Source organism: Pandoraea fibrosis (assembly GCF_000807775.2).
Classification (GTDB): domain Bacteria; phylum Pseudomonadota; class Gammaproteobacteria; order Burkholderiales; family Burkholderiaceae; genus Pandoraea; species Pandoraea fibrosis.
The window spans coordinates 3732080-3748258 of the sequence record NZ_CP047385.1; the positions used below are offsets into that span (position 1 = coordinate 3732080).

15 protein-coding genes are annotated in these 16179 nt (G+C 61.4%); 2 read left to right on the forward strand and 13 right to left on the reverse strand.

Annotation, left to right across the window (positions count from 1 at the left end; genetic code table 11):
- The first annotated feature begins 186 nt into the window (after window positions 1-186).
- The gene (locus PI93_RS16345; protein WP_039374386.1) at window positions 187-1569 is read left to right on the forward strand and encodes an MATE family efflux transporter; all 1383 of its coding nucleotides are present in this window, start codon (window positions 187-189) and stop codon (window positions 1567-1569) included.
- 70 nt (window positions 1570-1639) lie between these two features.
- Here the strand turns inward: PI93_RS16345 and PI93_RS16350 are convergent, their stop codons facing one another.
- The 13 genes from PI93_RS16350 to PI93_RS16410 all read right to left on the reverse strand — a co-directional run bounded on the left by PI93_RS16350 (window position 1640) and on the right by PI93_RS16410 (window position 14633).
- Window positions 1640-2491, reverse strand: coding sequence for a proteasome-type protease (locus PI93_RS16350; protein WP_039374385.1), 852 nt, complete (start codon window positions 2489-2491; stop codon window positions 1640-1642).
- Window positions 2492-2541: 50 nt separating this feature from the next.
- Window positions 2542-3348, reverse strand: coding sequence for a transglutaminase family protein (locus PI93_RS16355; RefSeq protein WP_039374469.1), 807 nt, complete (start codon window positions 3346-3348; stop codon window positions 2542-2544).
- Between the two features lie 4 nt (window positions 3349-3352).
- Window positions 3353-4345 carry an alpha-E domain-containing protein gene (locus PI93_RS16360; protein ID WP_039374383.1) on the reverse strand — a complete coding sequence of 331 codons (993 nt, stop codon included), beginning with the start codon at window positions 4343-4345 and terminating at the stop codon, window positions 3353-3355.
- Window positions 4346-4389: 44 nt separating this feature from the next.
- Window positions 4390-5814 carry a circularly permuted type 2 ATP-grasp protein gene (locus tag PI93_RS16365; RefSeq protein WP_039374381.1) on the reverse strand — a complete coding sequence of 475 codons (1425 nt, stop codon included), beginning with the start codon at window positions 5812-5814 and terminating at the stop codon, window positions 4390-4392.
- A 433-nt stretch (window positions 5815-6247) separates the two neighbouring features.
- On the reverse strand, window positions 6248-6793 hold the full coding sequence (locus PI93_RS16370) for an ureidoglycolate lyase (RefSeq protein ID WP_039374379.1): 546 nt from the start codon (window positions 6791-6793) through the stop codon (window positions 6248-6250).
- A 95-nt stretch (window positions 6794-6888) separates the two neighbouring features.
- The gene (gene alc / locus PI93_RS16375; RefSeq protein WP_039374378.1) at window positions 6889-7911 is read right to left on the reverse strand and encodes an allantoicase; all 1023 of its coding nucleotides are present in this window, start codon (window positions 7909-7911) and stop codon (window positions 6889-6891) included.
- A 104-nt stretch (window positions 7912-8015) separates the two neighbouring features.
- Entirely contained in the window at window positions 8016-8531 is a 516-nt protein-coding gene (gene uraD, locus PI93_RS16380) for a 2-oxo-4-hydroxy-4-carboxy-5-ureidoimidazoline decarboxylase (RefSeq protein WP_039374468.1), read from the reverse strand.
- A gap of 153 nt (window positions 8532-8684) precedes the next feature.
- Window positions 8685-9629, reverse strand: a complete 945-nt coding sequence (puuE, locus tag PI93_RS16385) for an allantoinase PuuE (RefSeq protein ID WP_039374377.1) — start codon at window positions 9627-9629, stop codon at window positions 8685-8687.
- A gap of 346 nt (window positions 9630-9975) precedes the next feature.
- Window positions 9976-10905, reverse strand: a complete 930-nt coding sequence (gene ldcA, locus PI93_RS16390) for a muramoyltetrapeptide carboxypeptidase (RefSeq protein ID WP_039374375.1) — start codon at window positions 10903-10905, stop codon at window positions 9976-9978.
- Complete coding sequence (gene tadA, locus PI93_RS16395; protein WP_080759407.1) at window positions 10902-11447, reverse strand: tRNA adenosine(34) deaminase TadA; 546 nt, start codon at window positions 11445-11447, stop codon at window positions 10902-10904. The genes ldcA and tadA overlap by 4 nt, the downstream gene beginning before the upstream one ends.
- A gap of 171 nt (window positions 11448-11618) precedes the next feature.
- Entirely contained in the window at window positions 11619-12929 is a 1311-nt protein-coding gene (gene tcuC / locus PI93_RS16400) for an MFS transporter (RefSeq protein ID WP_039374466.1), read from the reverse strand.
- 115 nt (window positions 12930-13044) lie between these two features.
- Window positions 13045-13848: a 2,5-didehydrogluconate reductase DkgB gene (dkgB, locus tag PI93_RS16405; RefSeq protein WP_039374374.1), complete on the reverse strand. Its 804-nt coding sequence runs from the start codon at window positions 13846-13848 to the stop codon at window positions 13045-13047.
- 185 nt (window positions 13849-14033) lie between these two features.
- Complete coding sequence (locus tag PI93_RS16410; RefSeq protein ID WP_236105845.1) at window positions 14034-14633, reverse strand: GntR family transcriptional regulator; 600 nt, start codon at window positions 14631-14633, stop codon at window positions 14034-14036.
- 333 nt (window positions 14634-14966) lie between these two features.
- On the opposite strand from PI93_RS16410, the gene PI93_RS16415 reads away from it, so the two are divergent.
- Window positions 14967-16076, forward strand: coding sequence for an ABC transporter substrate-binding protein (locus PI93_RS16415; protein ID WP_039374371.1), 1110 nt, complete (start codon window positions 14967-14969; stop codon window positions 16074-16076).
- The last annotated feature ends 103 nt before the right edge of the window (window positions 16077-16179 follow it).

Genomic DNA, 16179 nt, shown 5'->3' on the forward strand with positions numbered 1-16179 from the left:
CGATCTGTCTGCCTGACGACGTCTCTCGCGCACTGAAGTATCGATGCTGCGCGTGATGTGTCGGGCGGGACGGGTGCGCCATCGCTTGCGCGCGCCCGGTCGATCTCCCATCTCGAAGTCTTCGATGTGCAAGCCACGGTGAGCTGCGTCCCGACACGACGCGGCGATGTGTCATCGGGGGGGACCATGTCTCATTCCAATTTCTGTCAATCCGCGCAGGGCGCCAGGACGTCGCTGCTCAAACAATTCGCTTCACTCGCGATCCCGACCATTCTGTCTGGCTGGGTGTACACGGTCTACACGCTGATCGACGGGATCTTTATCGGCCGATACGTCGGCGAACAAGCGCTCGCCGCACTGAATCTTGTGGTGCCGCTGTTGTATGTGCCTTACGCCTTCAGTGTGATGACGGGCGTGGGCGGCGCCACGCTCATTGCGCGTCTGCTGGGCGAGGGGCGGGAGGCCGAAGCGCGTCGCGCGTTCTCGCAAGTGCTGTGGGTGATGCTCGCCTTCGGTATCACGATGAGTGCTGCGGTGCTGGGTTTCCGTCATGAGATCGCTGCCGCGCTCGGCGCCGAGGGGCCCATCGCGCAAGACGTGGTGGCGTATCTGTCGGGCTGGGGCTGGTTCGTGCTGTTCGCCAATGGTCTGTACGCGATGGAACTGTTCCTTCGCGTGGAAGGCGCACCGGCCGCGCGTTTCGGTCTGTATGCGATGTTCATGGGGGCGCTCGCCAACGTCGCGCTGGACTATTGGTTCATCGCCGTCAGAGGCATGGGCATGTATGGGGCGTCGCTGGCGACGGGCTTGTCGATGCTGGTCTCGAGCAGCGTGATGCTCGGCTACCACTTCGTGCTCGCCAAACAGGTCGTGCCCGCGTGGCGTGCGTTCGGGAAGGGCGAAACCCATGTCTGGCGCGCGATGTATAACGGCGCTTCGGAGTTTCTGGGCGCGATCGCGCCTGCGGTGACGGTGTTCGCTTTCAACCGTGTGATTCTGTCGAACTTCGGCGAGACGGGACTGGCCGCCTACGCCATTCTGGAATACATGACGCTGGGCGCAACGGTCACGATGGTGGCGCTCGTACAGAGCATGCAGCCGATGATCAGCTTCTATCGCGGCGCGCGCGATCTGAACGCGTTACGTGAGTCGTTCCGGCTGGGTGTGATTGCCGTGACGGGATTTTCGGTGCTGGTCGCGCTCGCCATGGCGACGCTCGCTCGTCCGCTCACGTTCCTGTTCCTGCCGGCGGGCATGCAGGCATGGTCGATTCTCGAGCACGCGGTACTCTGGTACGCGCTGGCCTTTCTGCCGGCGGCCGGCAATCTGATCGTGGCAGGTTTTCTGACGGCAGTGGAAGCACCGGGCCCGTCGGCTGCCATCGCGACCTTGCGAAGCTGGGTGCTGTTGCTGGGCATTCTTTGGTGGCTCAACGTGTGGTTGGGTGGCACGGCCATCTGGTACACGTTGTTGATCACGGAAGTGCTGACGCTGGCCATCAGCGCCTGGCTGTATTGGCGCAGTCATCGCAGAGAAGGATTGCTACTGGCACCGGCATCGTCTTGCTGAGGTATCAGTTCAACGCAAAACGGCGTGGCCTTCGGGTCACGCCGTTTTTTTATGTCCGCACCGCGCAGGCTCAGCTCGGCATCTTCAACGAGAAGGTTTGCGCAAGCGATTGCACGCTGGACGCATCGTCGGCACCAGGTGCGCCCTCAGGGGGCGTGGCACGCGGCGGCGGCAAGGCGGACACGCCGACGTCGACGGCGGCCCACTGGGGCTCCGGCAGTTCGTCGAACACCTGACGCAAACGCGAGCCCCAGGTGTCGTGAATCATCTTGTAATACACGTTCTCGTCGTCGAGCGACGCAAAGCGCGTCACGCGCAGACTGTCTTCTTCATAGACGAGCAGATCGAGCGGCAGCCCTACCGACACATTGGAGCGCAGGGTGGAATCCATGGAGATGAGTGCGCACTTGGCGCCATCGTCCAGCGACGTGGCCGGCGTGACGAGCCGGTCGATGATGGGCTTGCCGTATTTGGACTCGCCGATCTGAAAATACGGGTTGACGGACGACGCTTCGATGAAATTACCCGCCGAGTACAGTTGGAACAGACGGCTCGGTGCGCCGGCGATTTGTCCGCCCAGCAGGAAGCTGCAATTGAAGTCGACGCCGAAGGCTTCGAGTGCTTTGGCGTCGCGGGCATAGACATCGCGAATCGCCTGTCCGACGACGCGAGCCACGTCGCTCATGGATTTGGCGGTCCACAGGGTGTCGGCATCGGTTTCGCGTGCCTCGACCAGATGCTGCCGCACTGCCTGCGTGAGCGCGAGGTTACCGGCCGAGAGCAATACGAGCACGCGCTCGCCGGGACGTTCGAACACGAGCATCTTGCGAAAGGTGCTCACATGATCGACGCCCGCATTGGTACGAGTGTCGGAGAGAAATACGAGCCCGGCATCGAGCTTCATGGCCACGCAATACGTCATGTCGTTCCTGTCTTGCCGTGCGGGGTACTCCACCCCGTCACGCGAAAAAGCTACTGTTGTTGATCGAGCGGCACGGTATCGACGCTCACCGATACGTGCAGCGCTTCGGTCGCCCCGCCGCTGCGCATGCCTCTGACCGGTGCCGCCGACTCGTAATCGCGGCCCACGGCCAGCCGGCAATAGTTGCCACTGGCAAAGCAGGCATGGGTGACGTCGATACTGACCCACCCTGCCCCGTCGACCCATACGTCGACCCATGCGTGGCTGGCCGCATGCGGCACGTCGCCCGGATCGATGTACCCGCTGACGTATCTCGCCGGCACGCCCCGCGCCCGACAGACGGCGAGCATGAGGTGTGCATGGTCCTGGCACACGCCCCGCCCGAGCGCCAACGCCTGTGCGGCGGTACTGGTCACGGCGGTGATACCGGATTCGTAGTCGACCTTGCCACAGATGGTCGCGGCGAGCGCCAGCAGTTCGTCTGGCGTTGTCACCCCGGCGTCGCCTGCAAGGGCATCGATGGCATCGTTGCGCGCGGTAAGCGGTGTCGGGCTGGCGAAGGATAACACTGGTACGGCATGGCTCATCTCGCCGAGCTTGCCATCGATCAGCGGCGTGGTTTCGACTTCGCCTTCGGCAAGCAGGTGGATTTCGCTATGCGGCTGGTGCAACACCAGCGTATGCATGTCGTTACCGAAGGCGTCGCGCGCGGCGGTGAGCTTGCCGGGCGCGCTCAGCCGCCAATGCACGATGCGCTGCACTTCGGACCCCACGGGCGTGAGCCGAAGCTGCTGGATGGTGTAACGCACCGGCGTGTCGTATCGGTAGGTCGTCTCGTGGCGGATGATCAGGCGCATGGCATCAGGCGGCAAGCGGAATCAGGAATGTCTGGCTGATTTTGTTGCCGAGCACGGACACTCGCTCGAGGAACTCGGTCAGGACGGGGTGCAGCCCTTGCTGCTGGACCTGCTGGATATCGGTGTATTTGAGTTCGGACTGGAGTTTGCCTGCATAGCGCTCGACGTCGCCCGACTGCGCGTTGGACAGTGTGGCGAGGTTTTCGCACACGCCCGTGAGCGAGGCGAGCAACGAGCGCGGCATGTGGGCATTGAGCATGAGCAGTTCGACGACGCGCTCCGGGGTGATGACGTCTCGGTAGACCTTGCGGTAGATCTCGAAGCCGGACACGCTGCGCAACACGGCAGACCAATAGTAAAAATCGGTGGGATGCGAGGCATCGGCCCGGTCGGCACGCACGGCTTCGTGGAAGCGCACGTCGAGGATACGCGCGGTATTATCCGCCCGTTCGAGAAAGAGGCCGAGGCGCGTGAAGTAGAAGGCATCGTCCTGAAACAAGGTGCCGAAGCTCACACCGCGCGAGAGGTGGGAGCGCACTTTGACCCATTCGAACAGGTGCGCCGGATCGCGTTCGAGCAGGTCGATCATGCGCGGAAATTCGAGCCAGGTACTGTTGACGGTTTCCCATAGTTCGGTGGTCAGGGTACCGCGCACGGCACGGGCGTTTTCTCTCGCGGCCGCAAGACAGCAGGCAATACTGGACGGGTTATCGCGGTCACGCACGACGAAGTCGAGCACGTTGGCACGTGTGGCACGCGCATGTTTGCGATTGAAGGCAGGCTCCAGTTCGGAGATGCGCAAGGTGGCGCGCCATCCGCCCTCGTCATCGAAGCCCCCGGCATGCGCACGGGCGGTGTCGGCATCTTCTTCGTCGTCGATGGCATCCTGCGGCAGCAGCAGGTTCTGCAAGTTGACGTCGAGCAGGCGGGCAGTGTTTTCGGCCCGCTCCATGTAGCGAGCCATCCAGAACAGGTGATCGGCGGTACGGCTAAGCATGATCTCTTCTCGCTATGAGGTGTGTCGTATCCGGCTGACGCGGGTTATTTCTCGAGCACCCAGGTGTCTTTCGTTCCCCCGCCCTGCGAGGAGTTGACGACGAGCGACCCTTCGGTCAACGCCACGCGAGTGAGCCCTCCCGGCACCATGGTGACGCCCTTGCCCGACGACAGAACGAACGGCCGCAGGTCGATGTGTCTTGGCGCAACCCCCGCCTCAACGAAGGTGGGACATGCGGACAAGGCGAGCGTGGGCTGCGCGATGTACCCGTCGGGTTTGGCGATGAGGCGCTGGCGAAAGGCTTCGATTTCGGCTTTGGTCGATGCCGGGCCGACGAGCATGCCGTAGCCACCTGCACCATGGACTTCTTTGACGACAAGCTCGCCAAGGTTATCCAGGGTATAGGCAAGATCATCCGCCCGACGGCACTGGTAGGTCGGCACGTTGTTCAGGATGGGCTTCTCGCCGAGGTAGAACTCGATCATGTCGGGCACGAAGGGGTAGATGGACTTGTCGTCCGCAACGCCCGTGCCGATGGCATTGGCGAGGGTGACACGCCCCGCCCGGTAGACGCTCAGCAACCCCGGCACACCCAACGTGGAATCGGCACGGAAGGCCAGCGGGTCAAGGAAGTCGTCGTCGATTCTGCGATAGATGACATCGACGCGCTTGGGGCCGTTGGTGGTTCGCATGAAAACAAGGTTGTCTTCCACGAACAGGTCCTGCCCCTCGACCAGTTCGATACCCATCTGTTGCGCGAGAAAGGCATGCTCGAAGTACGCCGAGTTGTAGATGCCCGGGGTCATCACGACAACCGTTGGATCATCGACCCCCAGCGGCGCCACAGCGCGCAAACTGTCCAACAACAAGTCGGGATAGTGCTCTACCGGTGCAATGCGGTTTCTCGCAAACAACTCGGGGAACAACCGCATCATCATCTTGCGGTTCTCCAACATGTACGACACGCCGGACGGCACCCTCAGGTTGTCCTCCAGCACGTAAAACACGCCGTCATCCCCAGTCCCCGCTCTGACAACGTCCACACCCGCAATGTGTGCGTAGATGTCGCCCGGCACATCCACACCCTGCATTTCCGGGCGGTACTGCGCATTCTTCAACACCTGCTCCGCCGGTATCACTCCCGCACGCAAGATGTCCTGCTCGTGATAAACGTCGTGGATAAAACGGTTCAACGCCTCGACTCGCTGACGCAACCCCGTTTGCAAGGTCTGCCACTCATGCGCCGGGATGATTCTGGGAATCAGATCGAACGGAATCAAACGCTCTGTGCCCGCCTCATTGCCATACACAGCAAACGTGATCCCGACCCGCCGAAACGCCAGATCCGCCTCAGCCCGCTTATGGTGCAAGACATCGTCCGACTGACACTTCAACCAATCGTCAAATCGACGGTAATGCGCCCGCGTCGCACCCGTGATGCTCGCCATCTCGTTATAGCTCTCGACCATACGCTTCTCCGCAGATTGCCGTGTCGAGATCGAGCAATATCCATGCCCGAGCGTTTTTTCACCCTTACCGCACACTTTCGGTGCGCACCTCCTCCGCCCGCACCACGTCGGTGATTTTCAGTATAGGAGTTGGCGCTGTTTCGGGTTTTTTTATGTTTACCCTGCTTTTCTTGCTGTTTTCTTGCTTACCGCTCTACCTTCTACGCCTTTACACCTCCCCCCCAGACGGACCGGGGCCCCTTTCCGCCTCTCAGACATAAACCCAACTCGCTGCAGAAAGGCGCCCCGGTCCGTCTCCCTCCACCTCCTCAGCACTTCTCACCTCAACCCCACTCCCTTCGTTTTCTCTCCCCACCAATGCAAAACGCCGGGCTCATCCCGGCGTTTTCGCTGTCTTGCTGCCTTGTCCTGCTGCCTTGTCCTGCTGCCTTCTCTATGCCGCCTTCTGCGCCGCTTGCGCTGCATCCAACGCCGCCTGCGTCAGCAAATACACGCCCGGCAAATCCTGCTCGTCACAATTGTGACCCTCACCACCCCGATCCACCACTACGAAGTCACTCACTTCATGTAATGCCAACAACGGGTGATGCCATACGCCTCGCGCATAATTCACGCCCTGCCATCCATCCGACACGAACGCCCGCATCCGACTCACATCCAACTCGCCCGCCGGCGCCACCACCACCAGATACGGCGTTGTCTTCAACGGAATGAACGCCTGACTCCCCAACGGATGACGCTCCAGCATCTTCACCTCATACGGCAACTGCCTCGGCTGACCACGGAATACATTTACCAACGTGCGCCCACCCTCCGGGCCCAGATCCACCGTCGCCAGATCGTGAAACCGCTCAGTCGTCCCACCGTTGATCGCGAAATGCTTCGCCCCCGTCAACTCGATCACGTCGCCAAACTCCGCAAACGCCTCCCGCGTCAATCGCTCTATCTTCAACGCCAGACCCGCCATGTCACGCTCCATTTTTTTTCCCTGCCTAGCCCTTCGTCGCCTCTCGCATTCCCCCACTTTCTCCGGGACGCGAGAGGTCTTCTTTTTGCTGAGGTTGCTGACTTCGGTTATGCCTGCTTGTCGCTCAGGCGACCCCACAGACGCAAGCGCGACACGCCGCCGTCCGGGATGATGTTGAAGCGGATGTGCGTGATCGCCCCCAACTTCTGCACTTGCTCTTCAAAGAAGAACTGCTTGTCCATCGCCAACTTCTGTTCGGGCAACAACACCGGCCAGAACATGGACTGGGTGATCAACGATTGCTCCGTGCCGCCCGTCACATAGGCCGCCTGAATAGAGCAACGATCCGGGAAGTTGCCCTTGAAGTGCGCCGTGTCGACTTCGATCTTGCCAATCTCGCCCGGCTGCGCCAACGCAATGATCGCCCAGTCATTCCCCGGCTCACGTCGCCGACGCGTCTCCCAACCATCGCCCATGTTCACGCCACGGCCCGGCATCAGCAGGTTCGACGCCAACCCGAAATGCTGGTTGTTCGCCGCAACGACATAGCCACCGTTTTCCATCGCAATCAGGTCGATCAGCTCGTCGCGCGAGCGTCCCGCCCAATCGCTCTGGGGCAAGCCATACAGACGCAGGCGCGCCAGACCGCCATCGGGGTACAGGTTCACGCGCACATGGGTGACCGGGCGCTGGTTGGCAATCGCATGGTAGTGATGCGAGTTGCCTTGCAGCGTGGTCGAGGCGAGCAGTTCGAACCACTCGGCGCCCTCGCCGGGTGCGCCGTTAGGACTGTAGCAGCCCTCGAGCGAGGCGGCCGGCGGGAAGTTGCCGGTGAAGTGGCTGGTGTCCAGATCGACGCCAAACAACACGCCGGCACGCGCGAGCTTGACCACGCACCAGTCGTAACCGTTCACGCGCTTGCGACGCGTCTCCCAGCCATCCATCCACTTGCCGTTGTCGTCGTACTTGCCGGGGATGAACACGGCCGGCTCGGGGTTGAGCATGCGCTCTTTGGCCGCGAAGAATTCGTCGCTGGCAACGAGCGCCTGCGCTCCCAGACGCGGATCGGCCAGATTGACGTAACGGCGCACGAATTCCGGTGCGTTCGGGTCTTGCGGGACGAGGGCCATGCCAACTCCTGATGATTCGGTGATGTCTAAAACAGGGGAATTCCACGTACAGGTTGAAACGCTTTGGCGGATGTCTCTCTCGATCCGCCCGATCGGCCTGCGCCTTAGTCGCGCACCAGATCTTCCAGACGGAATCCCGCGATACGGAAGATCTGTCGCAGACATTCTTCGATCTCGTCCGCCCGGCTATTCTCCAGCCGCCCGGCAAAGTTCTCGATGATGCTGCTGCGCGTATGGCCACGCACCGCCAGAATGTACGGGAAACCGAACTTGGCCTTGTAGGCATCATTGAGCTCGGTCAAACGCGCAAACTCTTCTGCGGTGCATTGATCAAGCCCCGCGCCCGCCTGCTCGCGAGTGGACTCGGCCGTCAATTCGCCTCGCACCGCCGCCTTGCCCGCCAACTCCGGGTGGGCTCGGATAAGGTCAAGCTGCGGGCCTTCCCCCGCATCGATCACGGCCTGGCACATGGCGTCGTGCAACGCATTGACGGTGGCAAACGGCCGGTCTTCCCAAGCCGCTTCGGCCACCCACGGGGAATGCTCGAAAATGCCGTCGAGCGCGGCAACGAATTCGGCGCGCGGCAGCGCCGACAGCTCGGCAACAGTACGTTGGGTCATAGGCAACGGGGCGTTCATTAACCGCTCTCCTGGAGAACATGGGTGGCGCCCCGCCGCGCTTCTCGCACAGCCCGATGACGCCTGTCGGATTCAATTTCGATACCGGCAAGCTACGCCCCTCCGGACGCAACCGCCTCACTCATTACCTCTGGCTCATGCCGCCACGAACGGATGGCGCTCCTGCCAGTGACGTGCCACGTCGATGCGACGACAGACCCACACGCGATCGTGCTTTTCGATGTGATCGAGGAACCGCTGCAACGCCGCAAAGCGTCCAGGGCGACCCAGCAACCGGCAGTGCATGCCGATCGACAACATCTTCGGCGCTTCGTCGCCCTCGGCGTACAACACGTCGAATGCGTCGCGCAGGTAGTGGAAGAAGTGGTCCGCCGTGTTGAATCCCTGCGGCGCAGCAAAGCGCATGTCGTTGGAATCCAGCGTGTACGGCACAACAAGATGCGGCTTGACCTCGCCACCGCTGGTCTGCACCTGCGTCCAGAACGGCAGGTCGTCACCGTAGTTGTCGGAGTCGTACACGAACCCGCCTTGCTCGACTACCAGACGCCGAGTATTCGGGCTGTCACGTCCGGTGTACCAGCCCAGCGGCGCGCTCCCCGTCATTTCCTTGAAGATCTCGATGGCGATACGCATATGCTCGCGCTCGGTCGCCTCGTCCATGTTCTGGTAATGAATCCAGCGCCAGCCATGGCATGCAATCTCGTGGCCCAATTCCTGAAATGCCGCCGTCACTTCCGGATGGCGCTGCATGGCCATCGCCACACCAAAGACGGTCAGAGGCAGCCCACGACGCTCAAACTCGCGCAAGATGCGCCACACGCCAGCGCGCGACCCATATTCGTAAATGGATTCCATGCTCATGTGACGCGCTTCGTATGCTGCCGCGCCAATGATCTCTGACAGGAACTGCTCTGACGCACGATCACCGTGCAGAACGCAGTTCTCCCCGCCTTCTTCATAGTTCAGAACGAACTGGACGGCGATACGCGCCCGCCCCGGCCAGTCGGCAAACGGTACGTGACGCCCATAACCGATCAGGTCGCGGGGATAATCCTTGGGGCTTGCGATGTTGCTGGCCATGATGTCTTGGCATCCTTCTGATGGCGAAACGATCGAAGAAGTGTAGCCAAATCCCCTCTGCGGAAACATAGCCATACTCAGATATTCAGGCTGCGCCTGGACATATAGTCGTCTCGTCCCTGTCACACGCAGCCGCGTCCGTTAACCACGTCACGTCGCCAGTCCCGGCCTTCGCGCCCCCGTCTCACACAACACCAACTCCACCGAAACACCCGCCAAACAACAGAAACCTCGTCCAATCCACATCAAACTGACAGGCCAATAAAAAAGCACGCCGGGTCGTCGATTCGACCCGGCGTGCTTTCGTTTGCTGCGCTTTGGCGTTTCCCGGCATCGCTGCCCGGCGTCACGCTCCCATATAGGGATATCCCGTAAGCGTCAGGGTGATCTCGGCGCCAGACGCCTGCAATCGGGCCTGCCCACCGACCGGCAACGTCAGTTTGTCGGGACAATGGCCGAACGGCATGTCGGTGACGATCGGAATCCCGACGACCTTGCGCACGCTCTCGATCATGGTCGGCATGTCGTACCCATTGTCGTAGTCGGTCACCCGGTACTGCGAGAAATCGCCCAGCACCAGCGCCTTTTGCCGCGCCAGGATGCCGGATTGATGCAACTGGTACAGCATTCGTTCGACCCGGTATGGCGGCTCGTTCACATCCTCGACGAACAACACGCCACCTTCGATCTGGGGCAGATACCGCGTGCCGATCAGGCTGCATACCATCGCCAGATTGCCACCCCAGAGCGTCCCGGCGACGTCGATGTCGCCGCTCGCACCATCGGCCTGCCACTGCGCGACATGACTGGGCGATTGCAACACGGATTGAAACTGTGTGACGGTGAAGTCGCTCAGCGTCTCGGCGCCAAAGTCGGCCAGCAACATCGGCCCGGCGAATGTCGTGAGATGGGCTTGCGCCAGGAGGGCGAGTTGCACCGCAGTGAAGTCGCTGTGGCCGATCATTGCGACCGGTGCCCCCGAGAGCCGGCGATGCAGCCCCTCGTAGTCAAGATGATCGAGCAGATGCACCGCGCCATACCCGCCACGAACGGCGAGCACGACCTCAGGCACCGGATGGTCTCGTTGCGCCAATTGATTGATCTCGGCTACACGCTCGGCGTCGGTGCCCGCAAAACGCAAATGCCGGCGCGCCAGCGCTTCCCGGTTGCCAACGCGGTAGCCAAGCCGCTCCAGCGTTTCAATGCCACGCGTGGCAACGTCGGCATCGGGTGCATAGCCGGACGGGGCAATCAATTCGAGATGCTTGGTCGTCAATTGGAAGATCCCGGGGTTTGGATGGGGGGCTCGTCAGCCGCCTCGGCAGCCGCCGACAAACGCCGCGCTTTCGCTGCGGCACGCCGTTCGCTGAAGAAGGTCTGGAGAATGCCGACACACTCGTCGCGCATGACACCGCCGATGACTTCGGCATGATGGTTGAGGCGCGGTTCCGCAAACAGGTCGACCACGCTGCCGCAAGCGCCCGTCTTGGGATCCATCGCGCCATACACCACTCGCTTGATCCGCGCATGCATGATGGCGCCAGCGCACATGACACACGGCTCGAGCGTGACGTACAACTCGCACTCGGGCAGACGATAGTTGCCCAACGCCTGCGCCGCCGCTCGCAGCGCCTGCATCTCCGCATGGGCAGACGGATCGTGGCCGCCCACCGGACAGTTATGCCCGACAGCCACCACCTGTCCGTCGCAAACCACTACGGCACCGACCGGCACCTCTCCCTGCGCCATCGCGGCGCGGGCCTGCTGGAGCGCCAGGCCCATGTAGGTCTCGTCGGTCGCGGGTAAATCTCGATTCATGAAACGTTGACGAAAAGCCGCCGCGCGTCGTCCGTCCCTCCGGACTCACCACGCACAGCGCAATTGGCCGCTATCGGCAATGCGCTATTCTCGCACAGCCCCTTGCTGCCGCCCTATCCGCCACGCGCGCCAGATCCGTCATCTCCCGCCGCCACCGGTACGCACTCTCTTTCACGCCATCGCGGCGTTCGGCGCGCTACGCTTGCGATACAGCACCAGTGTCGCAATCAAGCCGCACACCGCAGCAAAGGTCATCCACCAGCCAGGCGCCGCCTTGTTGCCCGTCACCCCAATAAGCGCCGTCGCCACCGCCGGGGTGAACCCGCCGAATAACGCCGTCGCCAAACTATAGGCCAGCGAGAATCCTGCCGTGCGTACCTCTACCGGCATGATCTCGGTCAGTGCCACCACCATCGCACCGTTATAGCTCGCATATAGGAACGATAGCCACAACTCGACGATCAGCATCTTGTTGAAGGTCGGATCGACAACGAGCCACGCCATCGTGGGATACGCCGTCAGAATGGTCAGCACGGTAAACACGATCAACAACGGACGCCGCCCGATGCGATCGGACAACGCCCCCATCACCGGCAACCAGATGAAGTTGGACACCCCGACACAGAAGGTGACGACCAACGCATCGGTCGTCGACAGCTTGAGTACCGACTTGCCGAACGTCGGCGTGTAGACGGTGATCAGGTAGAACGACACCGTGGTCATGGCCACCAGCATCGTGCCGGCCACGACCAGTCCCCAGTTCTGCACGATGGAGCGAAAAATCTCCCCTGTGCTCGGACGATGCTTGCGCGCCAGAAATGCCTCGGTTTCCTGCAACGAACGACGAATGACGAACAACACCGGCACGATCAGGCAACCGATGAAGAACGGCACACGCCAGCCCCAATCGGCCACCTGCCCCGGCGTGAGCCATTTATTGAGCAGGTATCCCAGCAGCGCCGCCACGATAATGGCGACCTGCTGGCTCGCCGACTGCCAGCTCACGTAGAAGCCTTTGCGACCCGGGGTCGCCATCTCCGACAGATAGACGGACACCCCACCCAGCTCGACACCCGCCGAGAACCCCTGCAACAGCCGGCCGATGAGCACGAGCAACGGCGCCATATACCCGATGGTCGCAAAACCCGGCACGAACGCGATGAGAATCGTGCCCATCGCCATGATCGACAGCGTGACGATCAATCCCCGGCGCCGCCCGATCCGGTCGACGTAAGCCCCCAGAATGATGGCGCCCAACGGGCGCATCAGGAAGCCCGCGCCAAAGGTCATGAAGGTGAGCATCAGCGACGCAAATTCGTCGCCCGACGGGAAGAACGTCGCGGAGATGTAAGTGGCGTAAAAGCCAAACAGGAAGAAGTCGAACATCTCCATGAAATTGCCACTCGTGACGCGAATCACGGTGGCAACTTTCGATGGAGAGGCATGCGAAACCGACGCAGGGCTGACGGGGCTGGTAGCCATGATGTTCACCTCACCGGACATGATGTCGGTCAAGATAGCACTTGATTCGACGCCCGGACACCATGTTTCGCCCTTTGGTGGGAACCCCTCCGCCAGGCCCGTGTTACCGCATATTTCAGTCCCAGGCCGGCGCGAGCGACGCCGGATTGGCCTGACGCTCGTTGCGATCGAGCGTGGCGATCTGCATCATGTCCTCGTCACTCAGACGCAAATCGCGCGCCTTCATGTTGCTGGCCAGATTCTCACGCTTGGTCGACGACGGAATGACGGCGTACCCCAATTGCATCGCCCACGCGAGCGCCACTTGCGCGGTGGTCGCCCCATGCTTCGCAGCAATTTTCACCAGCACCGGATCGTTCAGCACTTTGCCATACGCCAGCGTCATGTACGAGGTAATGGGCACGCCCTGCGAACGGGCGAACTCCGCCAGCTTGCGGTTTTGCAGATAGGGGCTCAGCTCGATCTGGTTGGTCGCCAGCTCCCCCGGCCCCACGATGCCGATGGCCTGCTGAAGCAGTGCGATGGTGAAGTTGGACACGCCAATGGCACGCGTGAGCCCCTGCTCTCGCGCCTCACGCAGCGCCCCCAGATATTCCTCCATCGACACCGCGTTCGCGGGCGACGGCCAGTGAATCAACGTGAGATCGACGCGATCAGTGCCGAGCTTCGACAGACTGTCTTTCAGACTCGGAATCAGCTTGTCGTGGGAAAAGTTGTCGACCCAGATCTTGGTTGTGAGATACAGGTCGTCGCGCTTGACGTTCGATGCGGCGAGCGCGCGACCAATGTCGGCCTCGTTCTCGTAGATCTGCGCCGTGTCGATGGCGCGGTAACCCAGCGCCAGCGCATTGGTGACGGTGTCGAATACGGTTTGGCCCTTGAGGCGGAACGTACCGAGGCCGAAAGCGGGAAGACTCATGAATGCAACTCCTGTCGAAAACGTCATGCCATCACAATCAACGTTGGTTGAACGGCTTGACCGAAGACCACAGTGTCTCGGATTCCCACTCACGCCAGAAGTCCCCGCAGGTGCACAAGATTCGTGCTTGCGGTTCACAAATAAAATCGACTTAGGTGGTTGCTCTCTGCAATCCGGACAACGACTCAGAGGGCGGCACGAGAAAGGAAGCTGACGTCGTCCCGCGCCATCGCCTTGATTTCGTTACGTGTTGTGAGAATGTGCGCCTCGAGCATCGATACCACCGCCGTCACGTCACGCCGCCGGCATGCCGCCAGAATCTCGTAGTGATCATGCTGCGGCTTTTCCTTGCCGGTGGCCTGCGACATCGCCAGATGCGAATATCGATCGGTATTCAGACAATACTCTTCGATCAACATCCGCAAGCGCCGGTTATTGGCGGGCGCCGACAGTGCCAAATGGAATCGACGATTGTATTCAGCCCATTCCGACACGACTTCGGATGCCGAGTAGTCAGCGAGGATCTGCTCCATGACCTGAAAGTCGCGCTCCGCCATGTTGGGCACGGCCAGTTTGGCAGCGTGGCATTCGAGCGCCACACGAATGTCGAGCAACTCGCACAACTGCTCGAGATTCATGCTCGCGACTGTCGCTCCCCGATTCAAGTGGTGCGTGACCAATCCCTCTGCTTCTAACTGCCGCAATGCTTCGCGCACCGGGACTCGGCTCGCGTTGAAGCGCTCAGCCAGCGCTTCCTGACGCAATTGATACCCACCCGGGAGCACACCACTCAAGATCTCGTCTCGAAGGGCGTCGCGGATGGCCTGATGTAGGGCTTGGGGTCCTGAGCTTCGCATGGCGCGATTAGAGCATATTTTTGACTCATATTGCGATTCTGGATCCAATCGTCTAACATTGGATCCAATATATTATATTGGATCCAAAAACGGATATCTTCCGTCATTTCTGGATTCGCTTCGCCAGGGGACACGGTGGGCGCAACGGCGGGGGCCGATGCACTCACTCGCCAGAGCACCACCGCGATCGGAGACTCACTCACGGTCACGGGTCGCGCACTTCTTTCTCGCAGGCTCAACTGACTTTTTCGGGGGAAATCAATGTCTTTCAAACTTAGCAAGTGGATTGTGCCGGCCACCATGGCCCTGATGGCCAGCGCGTGGGCACATGCTGCCGACGACGTCGTGCAGATGGGGGCGGTGCTCTCTCTGACGGGTGCGAACGCCACGGTGGGAGAAGACGTGCGCCGCGCCGTCGCGCTCGCTGTCGAAAAGGTGAACGCGCAAGGGGGCGTCATGGGCAAGAAGTTCGACGTCATCGTCGAAGACTCCGGCGGCAACGCCACGACCGCGCTCAACGCGGCGCGCAAGCTCTCCACCGTCGACAAGGTGCCCGTCGTGATCGGCGAGTATTCATCGGGGATTACGCTGCCGATGGCGCAGTACCTCGTGAAGGAAGGCGTCACGCATATCAACATCGCCAGCACAAGCGTGAAGGTGAAGGACCTGGGTGCCACGTCGTTCAACCTCATCGGTCTGGAAAACCTGGGTAACAAGTTCTCTGCCGCCGACGCCTGGGCGCTTGGTTACCGCAATGTCGCGCTGATCGCACCGAACAATGCTTACGGCCAGGGTGTGGCCCACGGCTTCCGCGAGGAATTCGAGAAACTCGGTGGCAAGGTCGCCACGGAACTTCTCTATACGGCGGGTCAGTCCACCTATCGTCGCGAGCTTCAGCAAGCGTCGCGCAGCAATCCGGACGCGTACATCTACACCGCCTACGGCCAGGAATCGGCTGTGCTCAACCGCGAGGCGTTTGAACTCGGCCTGCGTCAGAAACCCTGGTACGCCATTCTGCTGTCGATGAGTCTGTCGGACACGCCGGCGAACATCGCCAACGGCCAACTGGGCATGGAAGTCGGCTCGGTGCAGGGCGCGAACGGCAAGGCCTATGTCGACGCCTTCCAGGCAAAGTATGGCCAGGCGCCGAAGACCTCATACACCGGCTATGCGTATGACGCGGTGTTGCTGACCGCCGCTGCGATCAACAAGGCGAAGTCGACGCAACCCGCCGCCGTACAGGCCGCGCTCAAGGAAGTCGGCAAGAATTTCGCAGGCGTGACGGGCCCGATCACGTTCGACGCGGATCGTCAGCGCATCGACCCGCCCTACGCGAAGCTCAAGTACGACGGCAAGGTGGTGCCGCGCTAATCGTCGTCATGCGTTGGCGCGCATCGGCAACACCTTCGCGAGGTCTTGCCGATGCCGCGACCGGCGGCTGTGCCCTCACTGGCACCTCACCGTGCCAACGCTC

Bases quoted from the DNA above. Each gene is read 5' to 3' on its own strand.
- tcuC (WP_039374466.1), bottom strand. From the start codon at position 12,929: ATGGCTACCAGCCCCGTCAGCCCTGCGTCGGTTTCGCATGCCTCTCCA.
- uraD (WP_039374468.1), bottom strand. From the start codon at position 8,531: ATGACCCAACGTACTGTTGCCGAGCTGTCGGCGCTGCCGCGCGCCGAA.
- alc (WP_039374378.1), bottom strand. From the start codon at position 7,911: ATGGCCCTCGTCCCGCAAGACCCGAACGCACCGGAATTCGTGCGCCGT.
- puuE (WP_039374377.1), bottom strand. From the start codon at position 9,629: ATGGCCAGCAACATCGCAAGCCCCAAGGATTATCCCCGCGACCTGATC.
- PI93_RS16370 (WP_039374379.1), bottom strand. From the start codon at position 6,793: ATGGAGCGTGACATGGCGGGTCTGGCGTTGAAGATAGAGCGATTGACG.
- dkgB (WP_039374374.1), bottom strand. From the start codon at position 13,848: ATGAGTCTTCCCGCTTTCGGCCTCGGTACGTTCCGCCTCAAGGGCCAA.
- PI93_RS16350 (WP_039374385.1), bottom strand. From the start codon at position 2,491: ATGACGTATTGCGTGGCCATGAAGCTCGATGCCGGGCTCGTATTTCTC.
- tadA (WP_080759407.1), bottom strand. From the start codon at position 11,447: ATGAATCGAGATTTACCCGCGACCGACGAGACCTACATGGGCCTGGCG.
- PI93_RS16360 (WP_039374383.1), bottom strand. From the start codon at position 4,345: ATGCTTAGCCGTACCGCCGATCACCTGTTCTGGATGGCTCGCTACATG.
- PI93_RS16365 (WP_039374381.1), bottom strand. From the start codon at position 5,814: ATGGTCGAGAGCTATAACGAGATGGCGAGCATCACGGGTGCGACGCGG.
- PI93_RS16415 (WP_039374371.1), top strand. From the start codon at position 14,967: ATGTCTTTCAAACTTAGCAAGTGGATTGTGCCGGCCACCATGGCCCTG.
- PI93_RS16345 (WP_039374386.1), top strand. From the start codon at position 187: ATGTCTCATTCCAATTTCTGTCAATCCGCGCAGGGCGCCAGGACGTCG.
- PI93_RS16355 (WP_039374469.1), bottom strand. From the start codon at position 3,348: ATGCGCCTGATCATCCGCCACGAGACGACCTACCGATACGACACGCCG.